This is a genomic window from Oleiphilus sp. HI0043, from assembly GCF_001634935.1.
This window is the reverse complement of the sequence record NZ_LWEY01001256.1, coordinates 107417-127794: the sequence shown is the minus strand read 5'-3', so window position 1 is coordinate 127794 and position 20378 is coordinate 107417. Positions and strand designations below refer to the sequence as shown.

General features: G+C 44.7%; 13 protein-coding genes. 10 read left to right on the top strand and 3 right to left on the bottom strand.

All coding sequences use genetic code 11. The annotated features are described in order from the left end of the window. Positions 1 to 8 precede the first annotated feature (8 nt). The 5 genes from A3729_RS16135 to A3729_RS16115 all read left to right on the top strand — a co-directional run bounded on the left by A3729_RS16135 (position 9) and on the right by A3729_RS16115 (position 5521). The gene (locus A3729_RS16135) at positions 9 to 1337 is read left to right on the top strand and encodes a sodium ion-translocating decarboxylase subunit beta (RefSeq protein ID WP_068507864.1); all 1329 of its coding nucleotides are present in this window, start codon (positions 9 to 11) and stop codon (positions 1335 to 1337) included. A 135-nt stretch (positions 1338 to 1472) separates the two neighbouring features. Then, positions 1473 to 2582: an alpha/beta fold hydrolase gene (locus tag A3729_RS16130; RefSeq protein WP_231877449.1), complete on the top strand. Its 1110-nt coding sequence runs from the start codon at positions 1473 to 1475 to the stop codon at positions 2580 to 2582. A gap of 15 nt (positions 2583 to 2597) precedes the next feature. After that, the gene (locus A3729_RS16125; protein ID WP_068507860.1) at positions 2598 to 3023 is read left to right on the top strand and encodes a peptidylprolyl isomerase; all 426 of its coding nucleotides are present in this window, start codon (positions 2598 to 2600) and stop codon (positions 3021 to 3023) included. 152 nt (positions 3024 to 3175) lie between these two features. Then, positions 3176 to 3922, top strand: coding sequence for a response regulator (locus tag A3729_RS16120; protein ID WP_068507858.1), 747 nt, complete (start codon positions 3176 to 3178; stop codon positions 3920 to 3922). A 51-nt stretch (positions 3923 to 3973) separates the two neighbouring features. Beyond that, positions 3974 to 5521, top strand: coding sequence for an ATP-binding protein (locus A3729_RS16115; protein WP_068507854.1), 1548 nt, complete (start codon positions 3974 to 3976; stop codon positions 5519 to 5521). A 54-nt stretch (positions 5522 to 5575) separates the two neighbouring features. Here A3729_RS16115 and rnt read toward each other — a convergent pair whose 3' ends face one another. Continuing rightward, positions 5576 to 6220: a ribonuclease T gene (rnt, locus tag A3729_RS16110; RefSeq protein WP_068507852.1), complete on the bottom strand. Its 645-nt coding sequence runs from the start codon at positions 6218 to 6220 to the stop codon at positions 5576 to 5578. Between the two features lie 193 nt (positions 6221 to 6413). Here rnt and A3729_RS16105 point away from each other — a divergent pair, with 193 nt between their 5' ends. Continuing rightward, positions 6414 to 7301, top strand: coding sequence for an OmpA family protein (locus tag A3729_RS16105; RefSeq protein ID WP_197475879.1), 888 nt, complete (start codon positions 6414 to 6416; stop codon positions 7299 to 7301). Positions 7302 to 7476: 175 nt separating this feature from the next. Beyond that, on the top strand, positions 7477 to 8691 hold the full coding sequence (locus A3729_RS16100) for an argininosuccinate synthase (RefSeq protein WP_068507850.1): 1215 nt from the start codon (positions 7477 to 7479) through the stop codon (positions 8689 to 8691). Between the two features lie 106 nt (positions 8692 to 8797). On the opposite strand, the gene A3729_RS16095 is transcribed toward A3729_RS16100, so the two are convergent. Continuing rightward, entirely contained in the window at positions 8798 to 9703 is a 906-nt protein-coding gene (locus tag A3729_RS16095) for a DUF2806 domain-containing protein (protein ID WP_156490393.1), read from the bottom strand. A gap of 445 nt (positions 9704 to 10148) precedes the next feature. Between A3729_RS16095 and recC the strand changes: the two genes are divergently transcribed. The 3 genes from recC to recD are packed head-to-tail and all read left to right on the top strand — an operon-like array spanning position 10149 to position 19353. Then, positions 10149 to 13748 carry an exodeoxyribonuclease V subunit gamma gene (gene recC, locus A3729_RS16090; RefSeq protein WP_068634076.1) on the top strand — a complete coding sequence of 1200 codons (3600 nt, stop codon included), beginning with the start codon at positions 10149 to 10151 and terminating at the stop codon, positions 13746 to 13748. Next, complete coding sequence (gene recB, locus A3729_RS16085; protein ID WP_068507845.1) at positions 13745 to 17350, top strand: exodeoxyribonuclease V subunit beta; 3606 nt, start codon at positions 13745 to 13747, stop codon at positions 17348 to 17350. The genes recC and recB overlap by 4 nt, the downstream gene beginning before the upstream one ends. Next, positions 17347 to 19353, top strand: coding sequence for an exodeoxyribonuclease V subunit alpha (gene recD / locus A3729_RS16080; RefSeq protein WP_068507843.1), 2007 nt, complete (start codon positions 17347 to 17349; stop codon positions 19351 to 19353). Before recB ends, recD begins: the two co-directional genes overlap by 4 nt. 68 nt (positions 19354 to 19421) lie before the next feature. Here the strand turns inward: recD and A3729_RS16075 are convergent, their stop codons facing one another. Next, entirely contained in the window at positions 19422 to 20375 is a 954-nt protein-coding gene (locus A3729_RS16075) for a ketopantoate reductase family protein (RefSeq protein WP_156490266.1), read from the bottom strand. Positions 20376 to 20378 lie beyond the last annotated feature (3 nt).

Sequence of the window (20378 nt, the reverse complement as noted above, 5' to 3'; positions counted from 1 at the left end):
GTCTGACAATGGAAAATATACTTAATTTATGGACCGGTAGTGGTCTTTATAATATCTCTATCGGCCAGTTCTCGATGATCGTTATTTGTCTCGGTCTTCTATATATGGCTATTAAAAAAGGCTTTGAGCCTTTGTTGCTATTGCCTATTGGTATGGGCGGGATATTGGCTAATATTCCAGAGGCTGGACTTGCTTTATCGGCCGCTGAAAATGCGATACATTTTCACAAGCCTGAAGTAATGATGGCTTTGGCAGAGGTTTTGAAAGTTCCTTTTGAAGCCGGTCAGGAAATGACGCAAGAGACCTTATATGCGTTTAAAGACGCTTATAAAATGGCAGATAGTGCTACTGCCGCTGCAGCTCATAACGTTGCTAGTGATGCGGGTTACGCTAATGGCATGTTGACAAACTTCTATAACGTAGTAATTGGCTCAATGGTTGGTCCTTTGCTTATCTTTATGGGTGTTGGTGCAATGACGGACTTTGGTCCAATGCTGGCTAACCCTAAAACTATTTTGCTAGGTGCTGCTGCGCAGTTTGGTATTTTCGGTACCGTTCTAGGTGCTGCTTTCCTCACAAGTATGCAAATTGGTGGTGTTTCATTTACGATTGAAGAAGCTGCTACGATCGGTATTATCGGTGGTGCAGATGGACCTACTTCTATCTTCGTATCAAGTGTACTAGCACCGCACCTATTGGGCGCGATTGCTGTCGCAGCTTATTCGTATATGGCGCTTGTTCCTGTTATTCAGCCTCCTATTATGAATGCTTTGACTACTCCTGAAGAGCGTAAGATTGAGATGGTTCAGCTTCGTACAGTTAATCAATTGGAAAAAATTCTTTTCCCGATTATTGTATTGATTCTGGTTGCACTTTGTCTTCCTGATGCTGCGCCTCTTTTGGGTATGTTCTGTCTTGGTAACTTGATGAAAGAGTCGGGCGTTGTGGACCGTCTTTCTGATACAGCCCAGAATGCTTTGATTAACATCGTAACTATTTTCTTAGGCCTTTCTGTTGGTTCTAAATTAAGTGCAGACAAATTCCTTGATTTTCAAACGCTGGGTATTTTGTTCTTGGGTATGGCTGCATTTGCAGTAGGTACCGGTACTGGTGTAATCATGGCTAAGTTGATGAACGTATTTAGTACTAACAAAGTTAACCCTCTGATTGGATCTGCTGGTGTATCAGCTGTTCCAATGGCTGCTCGTGTATCGAATAAGGTTGGTCTGGATAATAATCCTCAGAATTTCTTGTTGATGCATGCGATGGGGCCAAACGTAGCAGGTGTTATCGGTTCTGCAGTTGCTGCGGGCGTTATGATCAAGTTCTTAGGCTAGGAAGCCAGTAGTACTACTATAGAAACCCCGGCTTGTGCTGGGGTTTTTTTATTTGTGGGGCTAAGATAATAACTGTGAGATATCTTTTTATTGTTAACAGGGTTGTAGCTATAGATGGTTGAGAAAAAGCTAAGATTGCTAGATAAAGTTTTTTTATCTGTTCTTAATGGTGTGGAGCAGTTTGCTTTTTCGGAGAACTTTAATATCTCAAACTTGAGTTCATTCGATGAAATCTTTCAAGATGGCATCATGTCAGTTCGTCATTATCACCCATTAGAGGATGATGAGATTGAGATCGCGGGTGAGAAAATCAAGGTAGAGAAAAAGCGACACAAAACGCCCGTTATCTTGGTGCCGCCTTTAGCCGCAACATCAATGATATTTGATTTGATGCCGCATAGAAGTGTTGTTCGTTATTTTTTAGCGAATGGTTATGATGTTTACTTGGTTGATTGGGGAGATGTAACCGCAGATCATAAAAACCTGTCGCTGGAAAGCTATGTGCTAGAGTGGATGCCAATGATCATGGATGCTGTCATTACGCATTCTGATGAGGAGGAGGTGTCAATCTTTGCATACTGCATGGGTGGCTTGCTTTCTCTTATGTATCTGGCGGTTTCAGGTGATGAATCAGTCAAAAACCTGGTGACAGTCGCGAGTCCGATCGATATGCATCAGAGCGGCGCAGCAGGTAAGGTTTTGTCGGCAATATATAAGCCAGCGCACCTGGTTTCCAACGTGCTTAATTTTTCCTTACTTGATTTACCGACACGCTATTTTCATGTGCCTGGATGGACTTCATCGCTAGTGTTTAAATTAACTAACCCAATGGGCTCAGTGATTAATACGTATGAGAAGTTTTTGAATTTATGGGATAGGGAGTATTTGGAAGAAAGTCTGACTATGAGCAAGTGGTTTGACGACATGGTAGATTATCCAGGGCGTACCATTCGGGAAATGGCGGTTCATATGATGATCAATAACACCATGGCTAAAGGAAAAATGCGTATTGGAAAGGTGATGGCCGAGTTTAATCAAATTAGATGCTCGATTCTGGCATTTGCAGGCGAGTCTGATAATTTGGTGAGTGTAAGTGCTGCGCACAAGGTTTTGGATATAGTCTCTTCAGAAGATAAAGAGTTTTGTGTTGTTCCGGGTGGGCATGCGGGCGTCTTTGCTGGTAACAAAGCGCCGCAAAATACCTGGCGCATAGCTGTAGATTGGTTGGCAAGCCGGTCTGATTAACAAGAGTGATAAATAATGGCAGAAAGGCAAGTATATAAAGTTAACTATTGGTTGAAGAATGATGATGGGCAAGTAGTCGATACTTCAGAAGGTGGCGAACCAATGGTAATTGAGATTGGTGGTGCTTCCGTGATTCGAGGGCTTCAAGAAGCTGTAAAGGGGAGGCAAGCGGGTGATCGCTTGGAAGTGCAGGTGCCGCCAGAAATGGCTTATGGTGCGCATAACCCGGAGTTTGTGTCAAAAGTACCTATGTCAGCTTTTGAAGGAGTAGAGCATGTTGTAGAAGGTATGAAGTTCCAGACCAATACCGGCTCTGATGCGCAGGTTGTTCAGGTTGTTAAAGTAGAAAAAGACTTCGTCCTGGTTGATGCAAACCACCCTTTAGCAGGCTTGGTTCTCAATTTTGAGATTGAGATAATCGAAGTGGTCGAAGCTGCGTAAAATTTAGCTAGAATAAAAAATATGCAATTTTTCATGTGTTTTTTGAAGCTGCATATATACTTACTGTTACATAACGGAAAAATGTATGGAATATCAGTACCTTTCGGGTCTCCATGCAATCCCAAATCACGAACTAAGATAAGAAAATACAGATGGAAGTTGAACAACAAAACGACGCTTGGCGAATTTTAATAGTTGAAGACGATGAGCGTTTAGCTGATCTCACCAAGGAATACTTGGAGAGTAATGGGCTTGTCGTTTCGGTTGAAGGTAATGGCTCTCATGCAGTTGATCGTATCGTCAATGAAAAGCCTGATCTGGTAGTGTTGGATCTGATGCTTCCAGGTGAGGATGGCTTGTCAATATGTCGTAAGGTGCGTCCTAATTATAATGGACCGATTCTTATGTTGACTGCGCGAACTGACGATCTAGATCAGGTACTAGGTTTGGAAATGGGGGCCGATGATTATATGTCTAAGCCTGTTCGTCCTAGGGTTCTGCTAGCAAGAATTCGCGCCTTACTTCGTCGGATTAATGAGCATGTTGACCAATCATCAGATGCTGGTGCAGAGTCAGGTCAGGCAGCTGATGCGACCCGCTTGGTATTTAACAACCTGGTTGTTGATAGCTCAATGCGAGAGGCATGGTTGGACGATGAAAGTATCGATTTAACCAGTGCAGAGTTTGACTTACTTTGGTTATTATCCAGTAATGCAGGTAACGTGCTGAGCCGTGAAGAAATCTTTACTAACTTGCGCGGTATCGAATATGATGGTCAAGATCGTTCGATTGATGTTCGAGTCTCTAGAATTCGTCCGAAAATAGGTGATGATCCGGTTCACCCACGAAGGATCAAGACAGTTCGAAGCAAGGGCTATTTGTTTGTAAAAGAGGCTTAGTTTATAAGTCTCTCAAGCTCGGCTTGCCAAATTATTTAAAGAGTTTTGGTTTTGAAGAAAATTCTAATTCGTATTTTTATTGGCCTAGTTTCAGTGATCACTGTGCTAGGCCTTTTTAGTCTTGGTCTGGTTAAAGTCTCTAATCAGGTTAGGGAAGAGCACTACTGGCATGATTTGCTGGTTACTCCTATGACCGAACTATCCCGTGTAATCAGTGAAGATCATTCAAAGCTGCCTGAACATACTTACCTATCTGATTATGAATCATTAGGTCTAAGTGCGGTAGAGCAAGAGCGTTTGATGTATGGACGACTGCTTGTGTCCCTGGAAGGTGACTACCTTAGAGCGATTATCCAGCAGCAAAATTCTAGCGAGCAGTTGTTAGTTTTTGAGTCTTTGCGCGATAAGCAGTTTTCAGCACTTTTTCGTCTTCTTGTAAGCGAATTACTGGTTGATGCGACGGAGTTGAGCAAGCTTGAAAGCATTGAATCACTGCTTAATGTCTCGATTGCTAAATTGGAAGAGACGAGTTCGGTAAGTTCTCAGTTAGTATTAAATGATATTGCCAAACAGGGTTTTCATGACGGTCTTGATGAAGATGGTTTATTTAGTTATGTGCGCTTGAAGAGCGGAGAACTGCTTCGTCTAGAGTATGGTGAAGTGTTCTCCGGTTTTTCATTTATTTTGTTCGTTGCACTGGTTTCCCTGTGTGTTGCAGTGCTTATGCTCTTTGTTTATTACCTGGTAGAGGGGTTCAGTCGCCGTTTACGCTCTATTGAAACAGCGGCAAGTCGTATTTCGCGAGGTGAGCTAGATGCTCGTGTATCCGGGGCGGGAAGTGAAGATGCGATCAGTCGCTTAGGTGGTGCTTTCAATAGTATGGCCGACCATATACAGCGCCTGATGTATGTGCAGAAAGAAATGATCCATGCTGTATCGCATGAGCTTAGAACCCCTGTTGCTAGAATACGCTTTGGTGTACAAATGATTGAAGACTGTCCCTCCGAGGAAGCATTGCAAAAGCAAGTAAAGGGGATCGATGGCGATATTCAGGAGCTTGACGAATTAATTGATGAGATATTGACCTATGCTCGACTTGAGCAGGGCGGGCCAATCTTGGCATTTCAGGAAGCTGATATTAGCGCAATTGTTGATCAAGTTGTTTCCGAGCAAGGCCTTGTTAAGCCAGATATGAGTATTTTCTCTGAGTTTAAAGAGGGCTCTGATGTATGGAAAATGTCAGAGGTTGAAACACGTTATATACATCGTTCGATTCAAAACCTTGTTGGTAATGCGACACGCTATGCTCAAGGAAGGGTAAAAGTTGTTTGCTCTTTTGATGCAGAGACATGTCGTGTAGATGTTGAAGACGATGGCCCTGGTATTCCAGAGGAAGATTGGGAGTCTGTCTTTACGCCGTTTGCGCGTTTGGACGATAGTCGCACACGTGCTTCAGGGGGTTATGGCCTAGGCTTGTCAATTGTACGCCGTATTCTTTATTGGCATGGGGGGCAAGCCTTCTTGGGCAGAAGTGATATGGGTGGAGCGAAGTTTAGTTTGGTATGGCCCAGGAAACAAAGCCAGACGAACAAACCCTAGGTGGCGATATCTGAAGCGCGCAGCTGCTGTCTGGCTTATCTTAGTAGAAAGTGCTTAAGAGGACAGGGGCCAGCCGCCGAGGTGTTGCCACTTATTGACTATCTTGCAGAATAGTTCTGCTGTCTTCTCCGTATCATACTTTGCGGTATGAGCGGCTTTCCCATCAAATTCAATTCCTGCCGCTCCACAGGCTTTTGCGAGAACGGTTTGGCCATATGCCAAACCCGACAGCGTTGCTGTATCAAATGTCGAAAAGGGGTGAAAAGGGTTGCGCTTAATATTGGCTCTTTCTGCTGCGGCAAAGACAAAGTTGTGGTCAAAGGTTGCGTTATGACCCACAAGTACAGCTCGTGTACAGCCAGTTTCCTTCACTGCTTTTCGAATAGGTGTGAATATTTTATCTAGGGCTAGCTTTTCGGGTTGAGCATTACGAAAAGGGCTGTGCGGATCAATTCCGGTAAATTCTAGCGCAGAAGCCTCAAGATTTGCTCCTCTAAAAGGCTCTACATTGCAATGTACAGTTTCTTTTAGGTAGAGATCGCCATCGGTCTTCATGCTGATAATAACAGCGGCTATTTCTAGTAGAGCGTCGGTTTTTGCGTTAAAGCCAGCGGTCTCAACATCAATCACGACTGGAAGAAAGCCCCGAAAGCGATTGGATATGGCGTGAGAATTGCATTTTTCAGATTGGTTTGGCACGGTTTGTCCTTATTTGTTCCGTTGCGTGGCTAAGTCGGCCAAGTTGTAGCGACAGTATATCAGAGCAAGGTTATGATAGGGCAAAGAATTGCCAGGTTTTGTTTTCAGTTTTTATGTGACTTGGAAAATACCTTATTAGGGGCTTGCTACAAAAAGAGCTGATCCGATTTATTATGGTAAGAGAATTTGTGAGGTGTCCGATTTGAAGCGCGGTAGTACTTTTGTAAGAGGCTTAATGTTAGGAGTCGTGTTAGCTTGCTTATCAAGCCTTGCCCATGCCAAAACCTATAGCGCAGAGCTGGATCAGAGTCAGTGGTACCTGTCTTCCTCTATATTCGAATGCAGTCTGGTTCATGATATTCCTTATTATGGTAAGGGTGTCTTCTATCATGAAGCAGGAGAGAACCTGCGCTTCTATACGATGACTAATAATAACCCTATGAAACCGGGTAAAGCGGCGTTAGTGGTTGAGGCTTCATCTTGGAAGCCGGGCAAGGTAATTCAGGATCTGGGTTATGTCGACGTTGTAGATAGTGATCAGCCTTTAAGTGTGCCTAGAGCTAAAGCGACTAATATGATGCAGGGCCTATTAGAAGGCATGACGCCAACTTTTACCCGGAAAGCTTGGTACAGCGATGATTCAATCAGGGTTAGAATTAATAGTGTTAATTTCAAGTCAATCTATAATGGCTATCTTGATTGTATAGCAGGTTTGTTGCCGGTTAATTTTAGGCAGGTCGAGAAAACGCGTGTGCATTTTGAATCTGATAAGTCAGATCTAACCGAGCGTGATATAAAGTCACTGGATTTGGTGGTTCTCTATGTCTTAAATGACTCGAGTGTGACAGCTATTTATGTTGATGGTCACACAGACAGTACTGGCCGTAGAATTTATAACCGGCGCTTATCTAAAGCACGCGCGCAAGCCGTTAGGGATTACTTAATCAATAATGGTCTGGAAGCCGATATTATCCGTACACGTTACCATGGTGAGCGTTATCCGGTGGCTAAAAATAACACCAAAAAGAATAAGAAACTGAATAGACGTAGCACCGTTCGGCTGGTTCGCGATCTAGATTAAGCGTAATACAGTAAATATCTCGGCAATATTTGTATTTGTGGCCCAACAGCAAGTAGAATAGCCGCCTTTTCGTAATGAATATTATTAAGCGGAACAGGATTTCACTCGTTTAGCTGTTTGTGGCTGAAGAGTGACAGCTTGTTTTGTCTGCATCTTCGATAGTTGGAGCCTTTCTATGTCAGAAATTAACAAAGTTGTCTTGGCTTATTCTGGTGGTCTAGACACCTCTGTAATCGTTAAATGGTTACAGGAAACATACAACTGTGAAGTTGTTACCTACACAGCTGACCTTGGTCAAGGTGAAGAAGTTGAACCTGCACGTTCCAAAGCAGAAGCATTGGGTGTTAAAGAAATCTATATTGAAGACGTGCGCGAAGAATTTGTTCGTGACTATGTTTTCCCGATGTTCAGAGCAAATACTATTTATGAAGGCGAGTACCTGTTAGGTACGTCTATTGCTCGTCCTTTAATTGCCAAGCGAATGGTCGAAATTGCTAATGAAACAGGTGCTTGTGCTATCTCTCACGGTGCGACCGGTAAAGGTAATGACCAGATTCGTTTTGAGTTAGGTGCCTATGCACTTAAGCCGGGTGTTCAGGTCATTGCACCTTGGAGAGAATGGGATCTCAACTCTCGTGAAAGCTTGTTAGCCTATTGTGATACACACGGTATCGAAGTTGAAAAGAAGAAAGGTAAGTCTCCTTATTCTATGGATGCAAACTTGCTACATATTTCTTATGAAGGCGATATGCTAGAAGATCCTTGGAATGAGCCTGAAGAAGAAATGTGGCGTTGGTCTGTTTCTCCTGAGAACGCTCCAGATACACCGACTTATATCGAACTGACATATGAGAAAGGCGATATCACCGCGATCAATGGTGAAGCGATGAGCCCGGCAACCGTGCTTGAGACCTTGAATAAGGTCGGTGGTGATAATGGTGTCGGCCGTTTGGATATCGTTGAAAACCGCTATGTAGGTATGAAGTCTCGAGGCTGCTATGAAACGCCAGGGGGCACGATTATGCTTAAGGCTCACCGTGCGATTGAATCTTTGACTCTCGATAAAGAGTCTGCGCATTTGAAAGACAGTATTATGTCTAAGTATGCGGAGTTGGTTTATAACGGTTACTGGTGGTCCCCTGAGCGTAAAGCGCTTCAAGCCTTGATAGATGAAACACAGCATTATGTAAACGGTGTTGTTCGCGTTAAGCTTTATAAGGGTAACGTTGTGGTTGTCGGTCGTAAATCTGAAGAAACCTTGTTTGATGAGAGTATCGCTACATTTGAAGATGACGGTGGTTCATATGATCAGAAAGATGCTGAAGGTTTCATTAAATTGAATGCTCTACGTTTACGTATCGCTGCAGGTAAGGGGCGCGATCAGGGTTAAGCTCCTTTTCTCACCCATAAAAAAACCGACATTGATTGTCGGTTTTTTTGTTTCGGGCTTAGTTTAAGTACTTCACTAACTCTTTGATAATTTTGGAGCGTGCGATTTAACCGGCGATAGATTCTTTAAGGGTGCTGCTTTTGTTGCTATTAGCTGTTGCCGCTTCAATATCGATAAAGTCAGATAAGTATTCCCAGACGACTCTTCTTTGTAAGTTACTGCTTGGGATTGAGTCTAAGCCACCGATTATTTTGAGTAAGTCGCTACCTGTTTTGGTGAATGCCTGGGTATAGAAACCGACGCCTTGGCCGGGAGCGGTAAAGTCGTGGCTAACACTATGTCGCGTTTTACGGTAATAAAACTCGTAGCCAACTAGTAGCTCACTAGGGTCTCTTGCAATCATACCTGCATTGACGCAGTGTGATAGTAGGCGCAGCTCGGAAAATATATCATCTTCCTTCGTTAAGCTGTTGTTGGCGCGAAACACAAAAGGGTGACCGTTATGGCCGATAAAGGCATAGTTGGAAACCTTCTTAAAGGCAGTAATTTCCCAAGCGTCACAATGGTATAGAAAGTTCAGGCTACGCTTGGAGATTGAATGAGGTCGTTTTAGCTCACAAAGTAGAGCTCTGGCCCAGAGGCTTTGCATTGGGCTGCTACTAACATTCTGGGCGTAGTCAAAGAATATATTTGCCCAATCTGAATCTACGGATTTAGCCGTAACTTTTTGTCCTAGTAGACCGGAAGCAATTGCTAATATTGCTTCAATATTTGCTTGTCTTAGGGTTTCCTGGTGCCTGATTCGAGCATGAGTGCGCTCATTGAGGCTGGCAAAAGCAACATCGGTTTCAACATAGATCGGCTCGTCTGCTTCATCACTCGCCTTATCGCTGGCCAGGTCACGAACAACAGTGCCATTGGCGCGATAGTATCCGCCCATGGACTTGGTGCACAGTGCCACGAGTTTGGACCATGTTCCGATTTGTTTTTTCTTTCCTTTAGAACCGTGCAAGCTTTTGGCCCCTAACTGGACTCTGTTTAATTCGGTGAATAAAACATGCCAGGTGACGTTATATTTGTATGTTTTAAAAACTATTATTCTTGGATACTTTTATATCGCAGCAAGAAATATATTCATTTGTAATGTTGAAAACAAGCAATGCTTTTTGTTCACGGTTTAAATGTGACTCTGTTCAAAAAACACTCTCATGATACAAAAAAACAATGCAGGCGTCGACTTTATTTGTTAGCAAAAAATCCAATAATATCAATGAATAAGGACTTCCGCTCATGTCTTGAGAGCTTACATTAAGTTTGCCGATTAAGTTGATGACTCGTAGTTGAAATAAGCGCGAAAAGCAGGTGAAAGTCCTGATGATTTCAGTTAACGTATCAACGATAATAAAGAAATAGCGCTAGCTCTTCGCACGCAACTCTCAAATCTGACTGATTATTTAATGCTTAAATTTTACCCTTCGAATCGCACTGAAAACCTCGCTTTCATCATTGCTGAAATAATGAGACGAGAACCACTGAAAAAAATCTTTGATCAGGAAAAGGTGATTATTCAAAGTTTCGGTATGGGCACCTGGCTTCAGCAGCAAATATCTGAAGAATTGGGTATCTCTGCGATGGTTGAATGTAGCATGCCAGCGTCTTTTATTTGGAAATTGGCTGAAGCCTTATTACCGAAGCCTCTGCAAGTACAGGGCTTTGAGAAACAGAATTTAAGGTGGCAGCTTTTTGAACAATTGCCGAGTAAGCTTGCCCAGCCCGAATATCAGCGCTTACGGCGTTATGCCAAGAGCTTATCACCAAACACTGATGAGGGGAGTGCTGAGCCTGCGCTGGGTAACGCTGGCGATGAAGCGCTATCCCAGTCTTTAGTGTTTGATATGGCGAGTGTCATAGCCGACGTTTTTGATGGCTATCAAAACTACCGCCCAGAATGGTTGCAAGCATGGGAGCAAGGCAAGCCGATAAAGAGCCTTGCTAGCGGCCTGGATTCCAAAGACTACAGTAGTCCTCAATTTACCGAATTGGAAGCTTGGCAGGCTGACTTGTGGTGTAGCGTTTATCCTGACTTGCCCTTGGCGCAACGACAGCATCGTTCCAGTCTGCTGACCAGGCTGGAGTCCTGTATTAGAGCGCTACCTAAAGGGGCGGAACTTCAGTTACCCGAACGAATCTTCGTATTTGGCCTGTCAGCCTTGCCTCCTAGAATGCTGGCTGTTATCAAAGCTTTAGCTGAACACATTGATATACACGTTGTGGTGAATAACCCTTGTCGCTACTACTGGGGTGATGTGATGAGTGAGTATCAGCAGCTCCTGCTTAATCAGTCATTGCTTGCGCGGGGCGTCAGTGCTGAAACGGTAGCGGAAAACTTTATTGAGCATAACACCTTGCTCGCGTCATGGGGAAAGCTTGGTCGCGATTATATGTCGCTATTGATGCAAGAAGAAATTTTCGCTGATCTAGCCACCGAGCTTTACGATGATCTTGGTGATGAAGATAATTCAGCGCTGAATTTAATTCAGTCAGATATCTTGAACCTGCAGAACCAGCACCATTGTGTGAATCCTGACGATAAGTCGATACGCTTCGCAAGTTGCCATAACCACTTAAGAGAGGTTGAGGCTCTCCACGACTACTTATTAAATACGCTTGATGCAAACCCCGGCTTAAATGCTCGCGATATTATTGTGATGGTGCCCGATATAGAAGACTATGCCGCCTATATTGAGGCAGTTTTTTCACGCCTTGTTTATGATCGCCATGGGCAAACGCATAGCCTGCCCTATGTTATTGCCGATCAGGCTTTGAATCGGCATCAACCCTTATTGGAATGTATTGGCAATCTATTGATACTCGAGTCAAGTCGGATGACGGCTGCCGAGCTATTAGATTGCTTGGACTTTCCCGCAATCAGGCAGCGATTTTCCATTGATGAAGATGAGCTGCTTAGTATTCATCACTGGGTCAAGGTCTTGAATGTTCGTTGGGGGCTTTCTGAGACGCATCGTAACAAGATATTAAATATAGAAGACGCAGGTGGCGAGACAACCTGGCTCGCAGCGCTTAAACGCCTGCTAAGCGCCTATATTCTCGGGCCTGTTCCTGTCGCCAGTTTTGCGGGTGAACAAGTGATACCGGAAGAGGTGTTCGGCTCAGATCAGCAGGTATTGGTGGGTAAGTTTGTTCGCTTTATTGACGTTGTTGAGCAAACGCTCTCAATGCAAGCGGGTGAAAAACATCCCCTTGATGCTTTGGCTACGATAGCAGATGTCTGGCGTTTATGGCTTGATCAGGATACCTTGCACGAAAGTGTTACTCAGGCAATGGCAAAGGCGCTAGAAGCCTTAAGTGATGAGTTTAGAGTTACTGGCTATGAAAAAGCTTTGCCATTTTCCATCGTTGCCCAGCAAGTGAAGCAAGTGTTGGAAGAAGAGCAGGTTTCGCAACGATTTCTTTCTGGCCGTATTAATTTTTGTACTCTGATGCCAATGCGCAGCGTACCGTTTTCATTAGTGTGTTTATTGGGTTTGAATGAAGGAAAGTATCCAAGGCCTGAAAACAAACCAAGCTTTGACTTAATGGCACGGTCTCCGGGGCGAGTTGGCGACCGCTCACGACGTGATGATGACCGCTACCTGTTTCTGGAGGCTTTGCTGAGTGCCAGGAATTATCTGTATATCAGCTATACGGGTCGCAATATTAGCGATAATTCTATTCGCTACCCCTCTGTACTAGTGAGTGAGCTACAGGATTATTGCCGCACGTATTTTAAAATAGAGAACGAAGCAGATGCCGATGTAGTGGAGTTGTGGACCAAGCAGCACCGCCTGCAAGCTTTTCACTCCGACTATTATTGTGAAAAAGTTTCTGAATCGCACAGTGAAAAAATACTAGACAAAAGCTACAACATGGACTGGATGACACTGTTTTCGCCAAAGCAGGAAGACCTTTCCAGAGGCTTGGAACTTGAGTCTAGAGAAGAGGATGAAACAAATGCCAATGTTCTGGAAATAGACGCGCCTCCATTACATCAGTTCGATATGTTTGCTGAGCCTCAAAGTGATCAACTCGTCGAAGACGATGAAACAGAAATACAGATCCAAAGTCTGTCTTTGGAAGAATTGCTTAGCGCCTTGTCTTCACCTCTTAAGTACTACTATCAGAAAATACTTGGTTTGAAGGTTAGCAAACTGCCAGATGATCTGGAAGAAAGTGAAGCCTTTGCATTGGACCGTTTGGATATCTATGCACTAAAGGGTGATATCTTAAGAACTGTCGTCAAGGACATGCATAAGGAAGTCGATTCTGACACGCTTACACAAGCGTGTTTTGATCAGTGGCGCTTATCAGGGAGGCTGCCAAAAGCACCTTTAGATGAAACTTACTTTGCTCAAGCGAAGGATGAACTTGTCGATTTATCTACCTATATTGAGCGAGCTTTAGCGAAAGAAGCGTCAACTTTGGTTATCGACTTCCAGCTTTCTGGTAAGCGCATAGTTGGTTCACTAGTCCTACTGGATAGCGCTGTTTGCGAGTTTAGTTTGAGCCGGAGTTCGCCAGCGTTGTTCTTTTCTAGCTGGGTAAAACATGTTGTGGTCAACTATCTATTTCACCATCAAGTTGCACCGGGTCACGAGACGGGACTTGAGCTAAAAACCGAGTCAAGGTTGATTAATGCAGAGCAAGTAACGATCTTTCCTGAATTGAGTGCTGCTGACGCAAAATCTTATATGGAGGGTTTGCTAGAGCTCTTTACGCTAACAGGGCAAGAAGCACTGCCATTCCTACCGAAGACTGCCTTTAGTTGGATATTTGAAGGCGAGTCAAAAGCGAGAAAAATATTTGAAGGTAACAAACAGGGCTACAACGCGCGTGAAGGTGAAATGGATGACCCTTATTGGCAGCGCTATTGCCTTTATACTGATCACGCCGAGGTTCGAGTTTTACCTGATATAGAGTCGCAGCGACTTGTTAAGCAAGTTGCTGCCTATAAAGAAGAGTTTATTTTCACCGACTTGCAAGGGGAGGTTCTAAAATGAAAACGCTAGACCTCTGTCAGTTCCCGCTTGATTCATTGTCACTAATTGAAGCGAGCGCAGGAACCGGGAAAACCTATGCGGTCGCCAATCTCTACTTACGTTATTTGCTAGAACAAAAGCTCGGGGTAGATGAAATTCTGGTAGTGACCTTTACCGAGGCAGCAACGCAAGAGCTTCGTGATCGAGTCCGTGCACGAATTCAGGAGCTTTCCCAGGTATTAAATGGTGAACCTAGTGACGATGAGGTGCTGAATTATTTGTACCAACAATCATCGGATATTGAGGCAGATAAACTTCGTTTAAGAATCGCAGAACGTCAAATAGACCAATCTGAAATCCATACAATTCATGGTTTCTGTCAGCAGCTTCTGGCGCGTCATGCATTAGATTTAAATGTCGCTTTTACGCAAAACCTGATGGAAGACACCAAGCCTCTGTTGCTGCGGGTCTGTGAGGATTACTGGCGCCAGGAAGTCTTTGCTCTACCACAAGAGTTGTTACTAGAGGTCTATAGTAACTGGGCGACGCCTGCAGAACTGATGTCGTCTCTTGAACCTTTGATTAATAGACGACCAGATGTATTCACACCAGCTGTACTTGAGGGTGGTCTTTCAGCCTGGGAGCAGCATTACCATGCCACAATTGATTGGTATCAAACACTTCGCTCACGAACCTTAGATAGCATCGATGAAGTACAGAAACTTGTCGCTGAATCAATGCTAAAAGGCGTGAACCATAAGAATAAATGGCTCACTTTGATTCGCGAATGGTGCGAAGCCGAGTTCACAAGTTTCGACTTTCCTAAAGCCAGTAAACGTAAGAATCTGTTTGAAGTCTTTACTCCAGGGTATTTAAGCCAAGACGTGAAGAAGGGTGGAGTGCCTCCAGAGCATGCCTACTTCAATTTTGTAGAAGCGCACCTGAGAAAACTTCCAGTTGGCTCACGCGAAGTGTTCTTGGTGCAAAGCTTCCAGGAGATCAGTAAACGGTTCAATGAAGAGAAAGAACGGCAACAAGCTGTCAGTTTTGATGACCTGATATTGAACGTAGCGAATGCTTTGTCTGACGAAGATACACGTAATATATTAATTAATACGGTGCGCGAGCGCTTTTCAGTAGCGTTGATTGATGAATTTCAAGATACCGATCGTGAGCAATACCATATCTTTTCGAGTATTTTCTCGTCAAGCATTGAGTCTCGCAAAGATGCCTCGATGGTGCTTATTGGTGACCCTAAGCAAGCAATCTATGCTTTTCGAGGCGGGGATATCGCCACCTACCTCAGAGCTAAGCAGGATATTGACAAACACCCGCGTGGCCACCAGTTCACAATGGATACCAATTGGCGTTCTTCGCCTGAGATGGTCACAGCAGTAAATCAGGTATTCCAGCGCGAATCGAATCCATTTATCGCAGAAGACATCCCTTTTAACGCTGTAAACGCGGCGAAGAGTACACCCGAGCACTTGCGTGGTCAGCCTGCGTTTTGCATCACTCAAGTAAGACCTGAAGGACGTGATATAAAAGCGATGACCTCCATACTTGCCGATCATTGCGTCCAACAAATTCTTGCATTGCTGACTGAAGGAAAGGCCGCTTACTCAGACATTGCCGTATTAGTTCGTTCAGGAAAAGAGGCCGAGCTAGTTAAGCAACGCCTTGCACGCTATGGCTTAAGTGCAAGCTACGAAGGCAAGAGCAATATTTACGATAGTGAAGAAGCGCAGGCCATTTATCGCTTGCTTGCAGCGATAGCAGAGCCGGGTGATGAGTATCTGCTAATGAGCTGTCTGTCTGAATTATTCTTTTGCATCGACGACGAACGCCTCTTGGATATTCGAAATAACGATAGTGTTTTGGAGTATTATCTTGAGCTGTTTAATGACTTGCATAAATGTTGGAATCGCCATGGAGTCTTAGCCGCGATACGTGACGCTATGAGTCGCTTGGGTGTCTATGCATCTTGGCACCAGGATGCCTCACAGTTCCAGGACTGGGAAAGACGCCTTAGTAATGTTAATCAGCTAGCGGAGTTATTACAAAGTCAGGCGCAAGTCACACGTGGTCACTTTGCGCTACTGCGTTGGTTTCGTCAGAATATTTCAGCGTCGGTACTGGCTGATGATGAGAGTCGTCTACGTCTTGAAAGTGATGAACAGCTAATTCGTATCGTCACGATTCACAAAAGTAAGGGCTTAGAGTATCCCTATGTCTTTCTACCGTTTGTATTCACAGGCCGTGGTGCTGATATGGCGTGGTTTTATGATCAGAGCGGCAAGTTAAACCTCGACTTACTCAAGCAAGAGTCAAATGTCAGTTTGGTGGACCGAGAGCGGCTGGCTGAAGATATCCGCTTATTATATGTCGCACTGACACGAGCAAAATATCAATGCTTCCTTGGTACCTACTTTTATAAAGGCGCGGGCGTACTTAGTTTGGGGGTAGCGAAAACTGCCTGGGCTTATCTGCTTGACCGTGAAGCAATACTTGAAGGTTTGGACGAGGATAACTACCGTTCGGCTTTAGAGGGTTTGGCTGCACAATCAAATGGTGTCATTCAATTTAACTTACTCGACGAAGATGATTTAAGCGAGAGCCTAAAGCAACATCGTTTTGCGCACTTTAAATCAGAACAGGGTCGTGACAAGGGTCGGCAAGAGGCGATTGCTTGTGAACTGCTAGATAGAGGGTTGAGTAGCCAATGGCGAGTTCAAAGCTTTACCGGGCTAATGCAGGAAAGCCATGCGCGTCAGCATATTACGACATCACCAGGCTCCAATAGTCGCACGCCGTCGAAAGAGCCCGTAGCGGAAAGCGAAGAGCGAGAGTTAAGCATTTTTGACTTTCCCCGAGGTAGTAAGGCGGGTACTTTTTTACATACCTTGTTTGAAAGTATTGAATTCGAAACGGCTCAGCCGCTCACCAAACTACGCTCAGATGGCCAGCCTCTGAGCCTACGAGACATGATTGCAGAAAAACTGTCATTAAGTCGCCTTGTTGATGAAGGCGCTTTGCCTTTTTGGTCTGCCTATTTAAGCGAGTGGTTAAAAAATATTCTAGATGCCAAGCTAAGCGACAACTTTTCCTTATCGCAATTGCCACTAAGTGACTTTCAAGCAGAAATGGAGTTTTACTTTAAAGTTCAGCGCTGCCAAATCGGGCGTATTAATGAATTGCTTCAGTCGTACGCGTCGACCGTTCCAACACTTGAGTTTGCTTCATTTGAAGGGCACTTAAAAGGCGCCATTGACTTGGTTTTCGTCAAAGAAGGGCAGTACTTTCTGCTAGATTACAAATCGAATTACCTAGGCGATCAACTTGAAGATTATACGCACGACAAACTTTCTGAAGCGATGCTTGATCACCGCTATGACTTACAGTACCTCATCTATAGTCTTGCCTTACATCGCTATCTAAAAGCACGCTTGGGAGCTGCTTATCGTTATGAACGAGATTTTGGTGGTGTATATTATCTCTATCTTCGTGGTATGCCACTTAACTCTGATGGGAACGAGTTGGGCGCATCGCAAACGGGTGTCTATTTCATCAAACCTGAAGCGGCTTTGATAGAAGCACTCGACCTGCATTTGGAGGGCGCATGAGTTTAATTAAAACGCCTGTACTGAAAAACCTTGCTCAGCAGGTCGAGGCACAAAATACTGCATATCGCTGGCTTGATCTTTACGCCGCAGAGTTTGTGGTTAAAGGTTTGTTAGAAGAAGAGCGACAGCATGCCAGCAGCTTAGCGCTTTTAATCTGTGAACTGTCCTACGCGACGAGTAAGGGGCAAATCTGTATTGCCTTGTCAGCTCATAAGATAGGACTTGATCACGACTTCAAAGCTAGCTTATTGCAGCTCTCCGTCGTCGATGACTTCTCACAAGCGAGAGCTCATAAGAGGCTGCATGCAAAACAGAGTGTCAAGCCCTTGGTTGTTTCGGGTGATAAGCTGTATTTGACTCGTTATTGGAATCTACAGTGTGAATTCGAAGCTTGGTTAGCGAAAAGGGTGAGCAGTGAAAGCCTGAGTGACGAAGCACTCAGCGAGTCTCAGTTGGATCGTTTGAGTCAGTGTTTAAAAAGCATGTTTGCATTAAATGGTGTGGACTCAGACGAGAAACCAGACTGGCAAGCCGTTGCAGCTGCACATGCTTTGCTGCAAAAAACAACTTTGATTGCTGGGGGACCCGGTACCGGAAAAACCACCACAGCAGCAAGCCTGTTGCACTTGGTCGATCAATCATTCAGGCTACGTTTGGGCCGACCAGCAAAAGTAAGGTTGCTCGCCCCGACAGGAAAGGCTGCCGTTCGTCTAGCGGACTCAATCGCCTTCCAACTTAAGCGAATCGAAACTGAGCAGGCTGTGCTAGAAGGCTCAGATATGCTTCCACTTAGCGCGTGTTTGCCTGCTAATGGTGAGACGATACACCGTTTCTTAATCGACCATAAAGCTTTACCTTCGCAACACTCTTATTCAGAAAAACTTAACGCAGAGAGCCTCTTTTCGGGGCGGAGTGAAATTGCACTTACTGAAGCTGATATCTTGATTGTTGATGAGTCATCAATGATCGACTTGGCTTTAATGCATGCGTTAATCAAAACCGTGCCTGACACCACACAAGTGATCTTTATGGGTGACCCTTATCAGCTGCCACCCGTGGAGCCGGGCGAGGTATTCTCAGAGACGGTTAGGCGTTTTGAGGATATGTCTTATAGTAGCGAATTTGCCGATCGTCTGGCAAGTCTGACTGGCTATGAGTCAGGAGTCTTTCTAACTCCAGCTGTCGACAAAAAAGTAGCGAGTGAAGGCATTAATCAAGCGCTTTGCTATTTGAGAAAGACCTACCGCTTTGGTGGAGAACTTAAGCGCGCTGCCGAGCAAATTAATGCCGGTAATTTTATCGGTTTTCAAAATGACTTTTGCATTAGTCGCCACTTAGATAGCAATAACAAGCAGGTACGATGGTTCGACTATCAAGAGGGTGAAAACCAAGCTGAAATGAATGCTCAGCAAGTTCATCACTCAATCACGGCAGCCTATCAAAGCTATTTTGAGGCGGTGCAGAAGCAAGCAGATATCGCAGCATTGAATAGTGCCTTTGCTGACTTCCAATTGCTATGTTCGACTCATGAGGGCGAGCAGGGTGTGATCGCTATGAATAATTATATTGAACGAAGTTTGCTGGCGATGCTACCGGGGCACTATTCCGCCAATGTTGATACCGGATCTTTCCTGTATCATGGTAAGGCCATTCTTATTACTAAAAATCACGCAGACTTGGGTGTTTTTAATGGTGATATTGGCTTTGTCGTTGCTCGTAATCATGAGCCGGGTAGTACGGGAAAGTTTCAGGTGGAGGTGCCGCAAGGCTCGGGCGAGAGCATTATCGTATCACCGAAAAGGCTCAAAGCCTGGCAACCTGCTTACGCGATGACGGTGCACAAAAGTCAGGGCTCAGAGTACCAGCGTGTCGGGATTCTTCTTGCTGATTACGCTAAAGAACTTTTATCGCGTTCGCTATTATATACCGGTCTTACGCGGGCTAAACAGCGTTGTGATATATGGGCCGATACGCAGGCTCTGGAAAAAGCTTTTTTGGAGTGAATACTCAGCTAAAGTCTTAGGGTGTTATCTTTCCTCTGTGCAGCGAAGCGCTCTGTGAACTCGATGGTTCAATGTGTAGGCAGAGCCTTAACCTTGCTCGCCAAATAACTATTCACTTCGCTACTTAAGGTATGCTGAGCCAAAAACCGGGCTGCAAAGCCATTGATATCATCAATTTCAGTGCGTTTACCCGCGCGAATATCTTGTAGCATAGAGGAGATATTTGTGCTGGTTTTTTGCATCACATCGAAAACCAGCGTTTCGATTTCATCACCGGAAAGAGGGTAGCTTGCTGTGTTTAGCAGCTCGCTAAGTTCTAGCTTCAGTATTGGCCAACCTTCAATAAAACGTCGTGATGTCCGTACTTGGCCATTCGGGCAATTTAGTAGCGCTGTATAGGGATTAATAGCGCAATTGATCACGAGCTTGTGCCACAAAGCCTGCCATATGTCCTTTTCGTATTGGAGTGTTAGCGTCTTGTCTAATGCGGGTGGCTGAAGGTAATTAAGTAGCGCTCGGGCAGCATCGTTAGATTCTGCAGCTTTGTTTAAGGGGCCGACGCGCGTAAGGCCGGAGCCTGCATGGACAATTTGATTTGAAGAAACCCGATTAGCGCCTTCAGTCGTGACGGCGGCGAAAATAGGGTTATCAGGAAAGGCTTCTAGAATGTCGTATTGGCTACCCAGGCCATTTTGGAATAACACTAATAGGGTTTTATCTGTGATGGCTTCACCAAGCTTTTTAAGGCCGGGAAGGGCATCGAAGCTTTTGGTGCACACAAGTAGGCAATCGATTGTTTGCGGTGTTTGTTCTAGCCTAAAGCTTAGTTGGGTATTTTCTGGAATGTGAGCCAGGAAGGGGCTGCTAATAGAGAAGGAAAGTTCCTTGCGCATAGACAGGTTTGAGTATGCTCGCTTATCAATAAAGCTAACATGCGGGCCAGAGGCCCCTGAAAATCCGCAGTGCAGATGAGCTGCCCAAAGACAGCCCATTGCACCGGCACCCATTATGTGTAGCTTCAAGGC

Coding starts and splice junctions, on each gene's coding strand:
- recC (WP_068634076.1), top strand. CDS start 10,149: ATGCTTAAATTTTACCCTTCGAATCGCACTGAAAACCTCGCTTTCATC.
- A3729_RS16100 (WP_068507850.1), top strand. CDS start 7,477: ATGTCAGAAATTAACAAAGTTGTCTTGGCTTATTCTGGTGGTCTAGAC.
- recB (WP_068507845.1), top strand. CDS start 13,745: ATGAAAACGCTAGACCTCTGTCAGTTCCCGCTTGATTCATTGTCACTA.
- A3729_RS16125 (WP_068507860.1), top strand. CDS start 2,598: ATGGCAGAAAGGCAAGTATATAAAGTTAACTATTGGTTGAAGAATGAT.
- A3729_RS16135 (WP_068507864.1), top strand. CDS start 9: ATGGAAAATATACTTAATTTATGGACCGGTAGTGGTCTTTATAATATC.
- A3729_RS16120 (WP_068507858.1), top strand. CDS start 3,176: ATGGAAGTTGAACAACAAAACGACGCTTGGCGAATTTTAATAGTTGAA.
- recD (WP_068507843.1), top strand. CDS start 17,347: ATGAGTTTAATTAAAACGCCTGTACTGAAAAACCTTGCTCAGCAGGTC.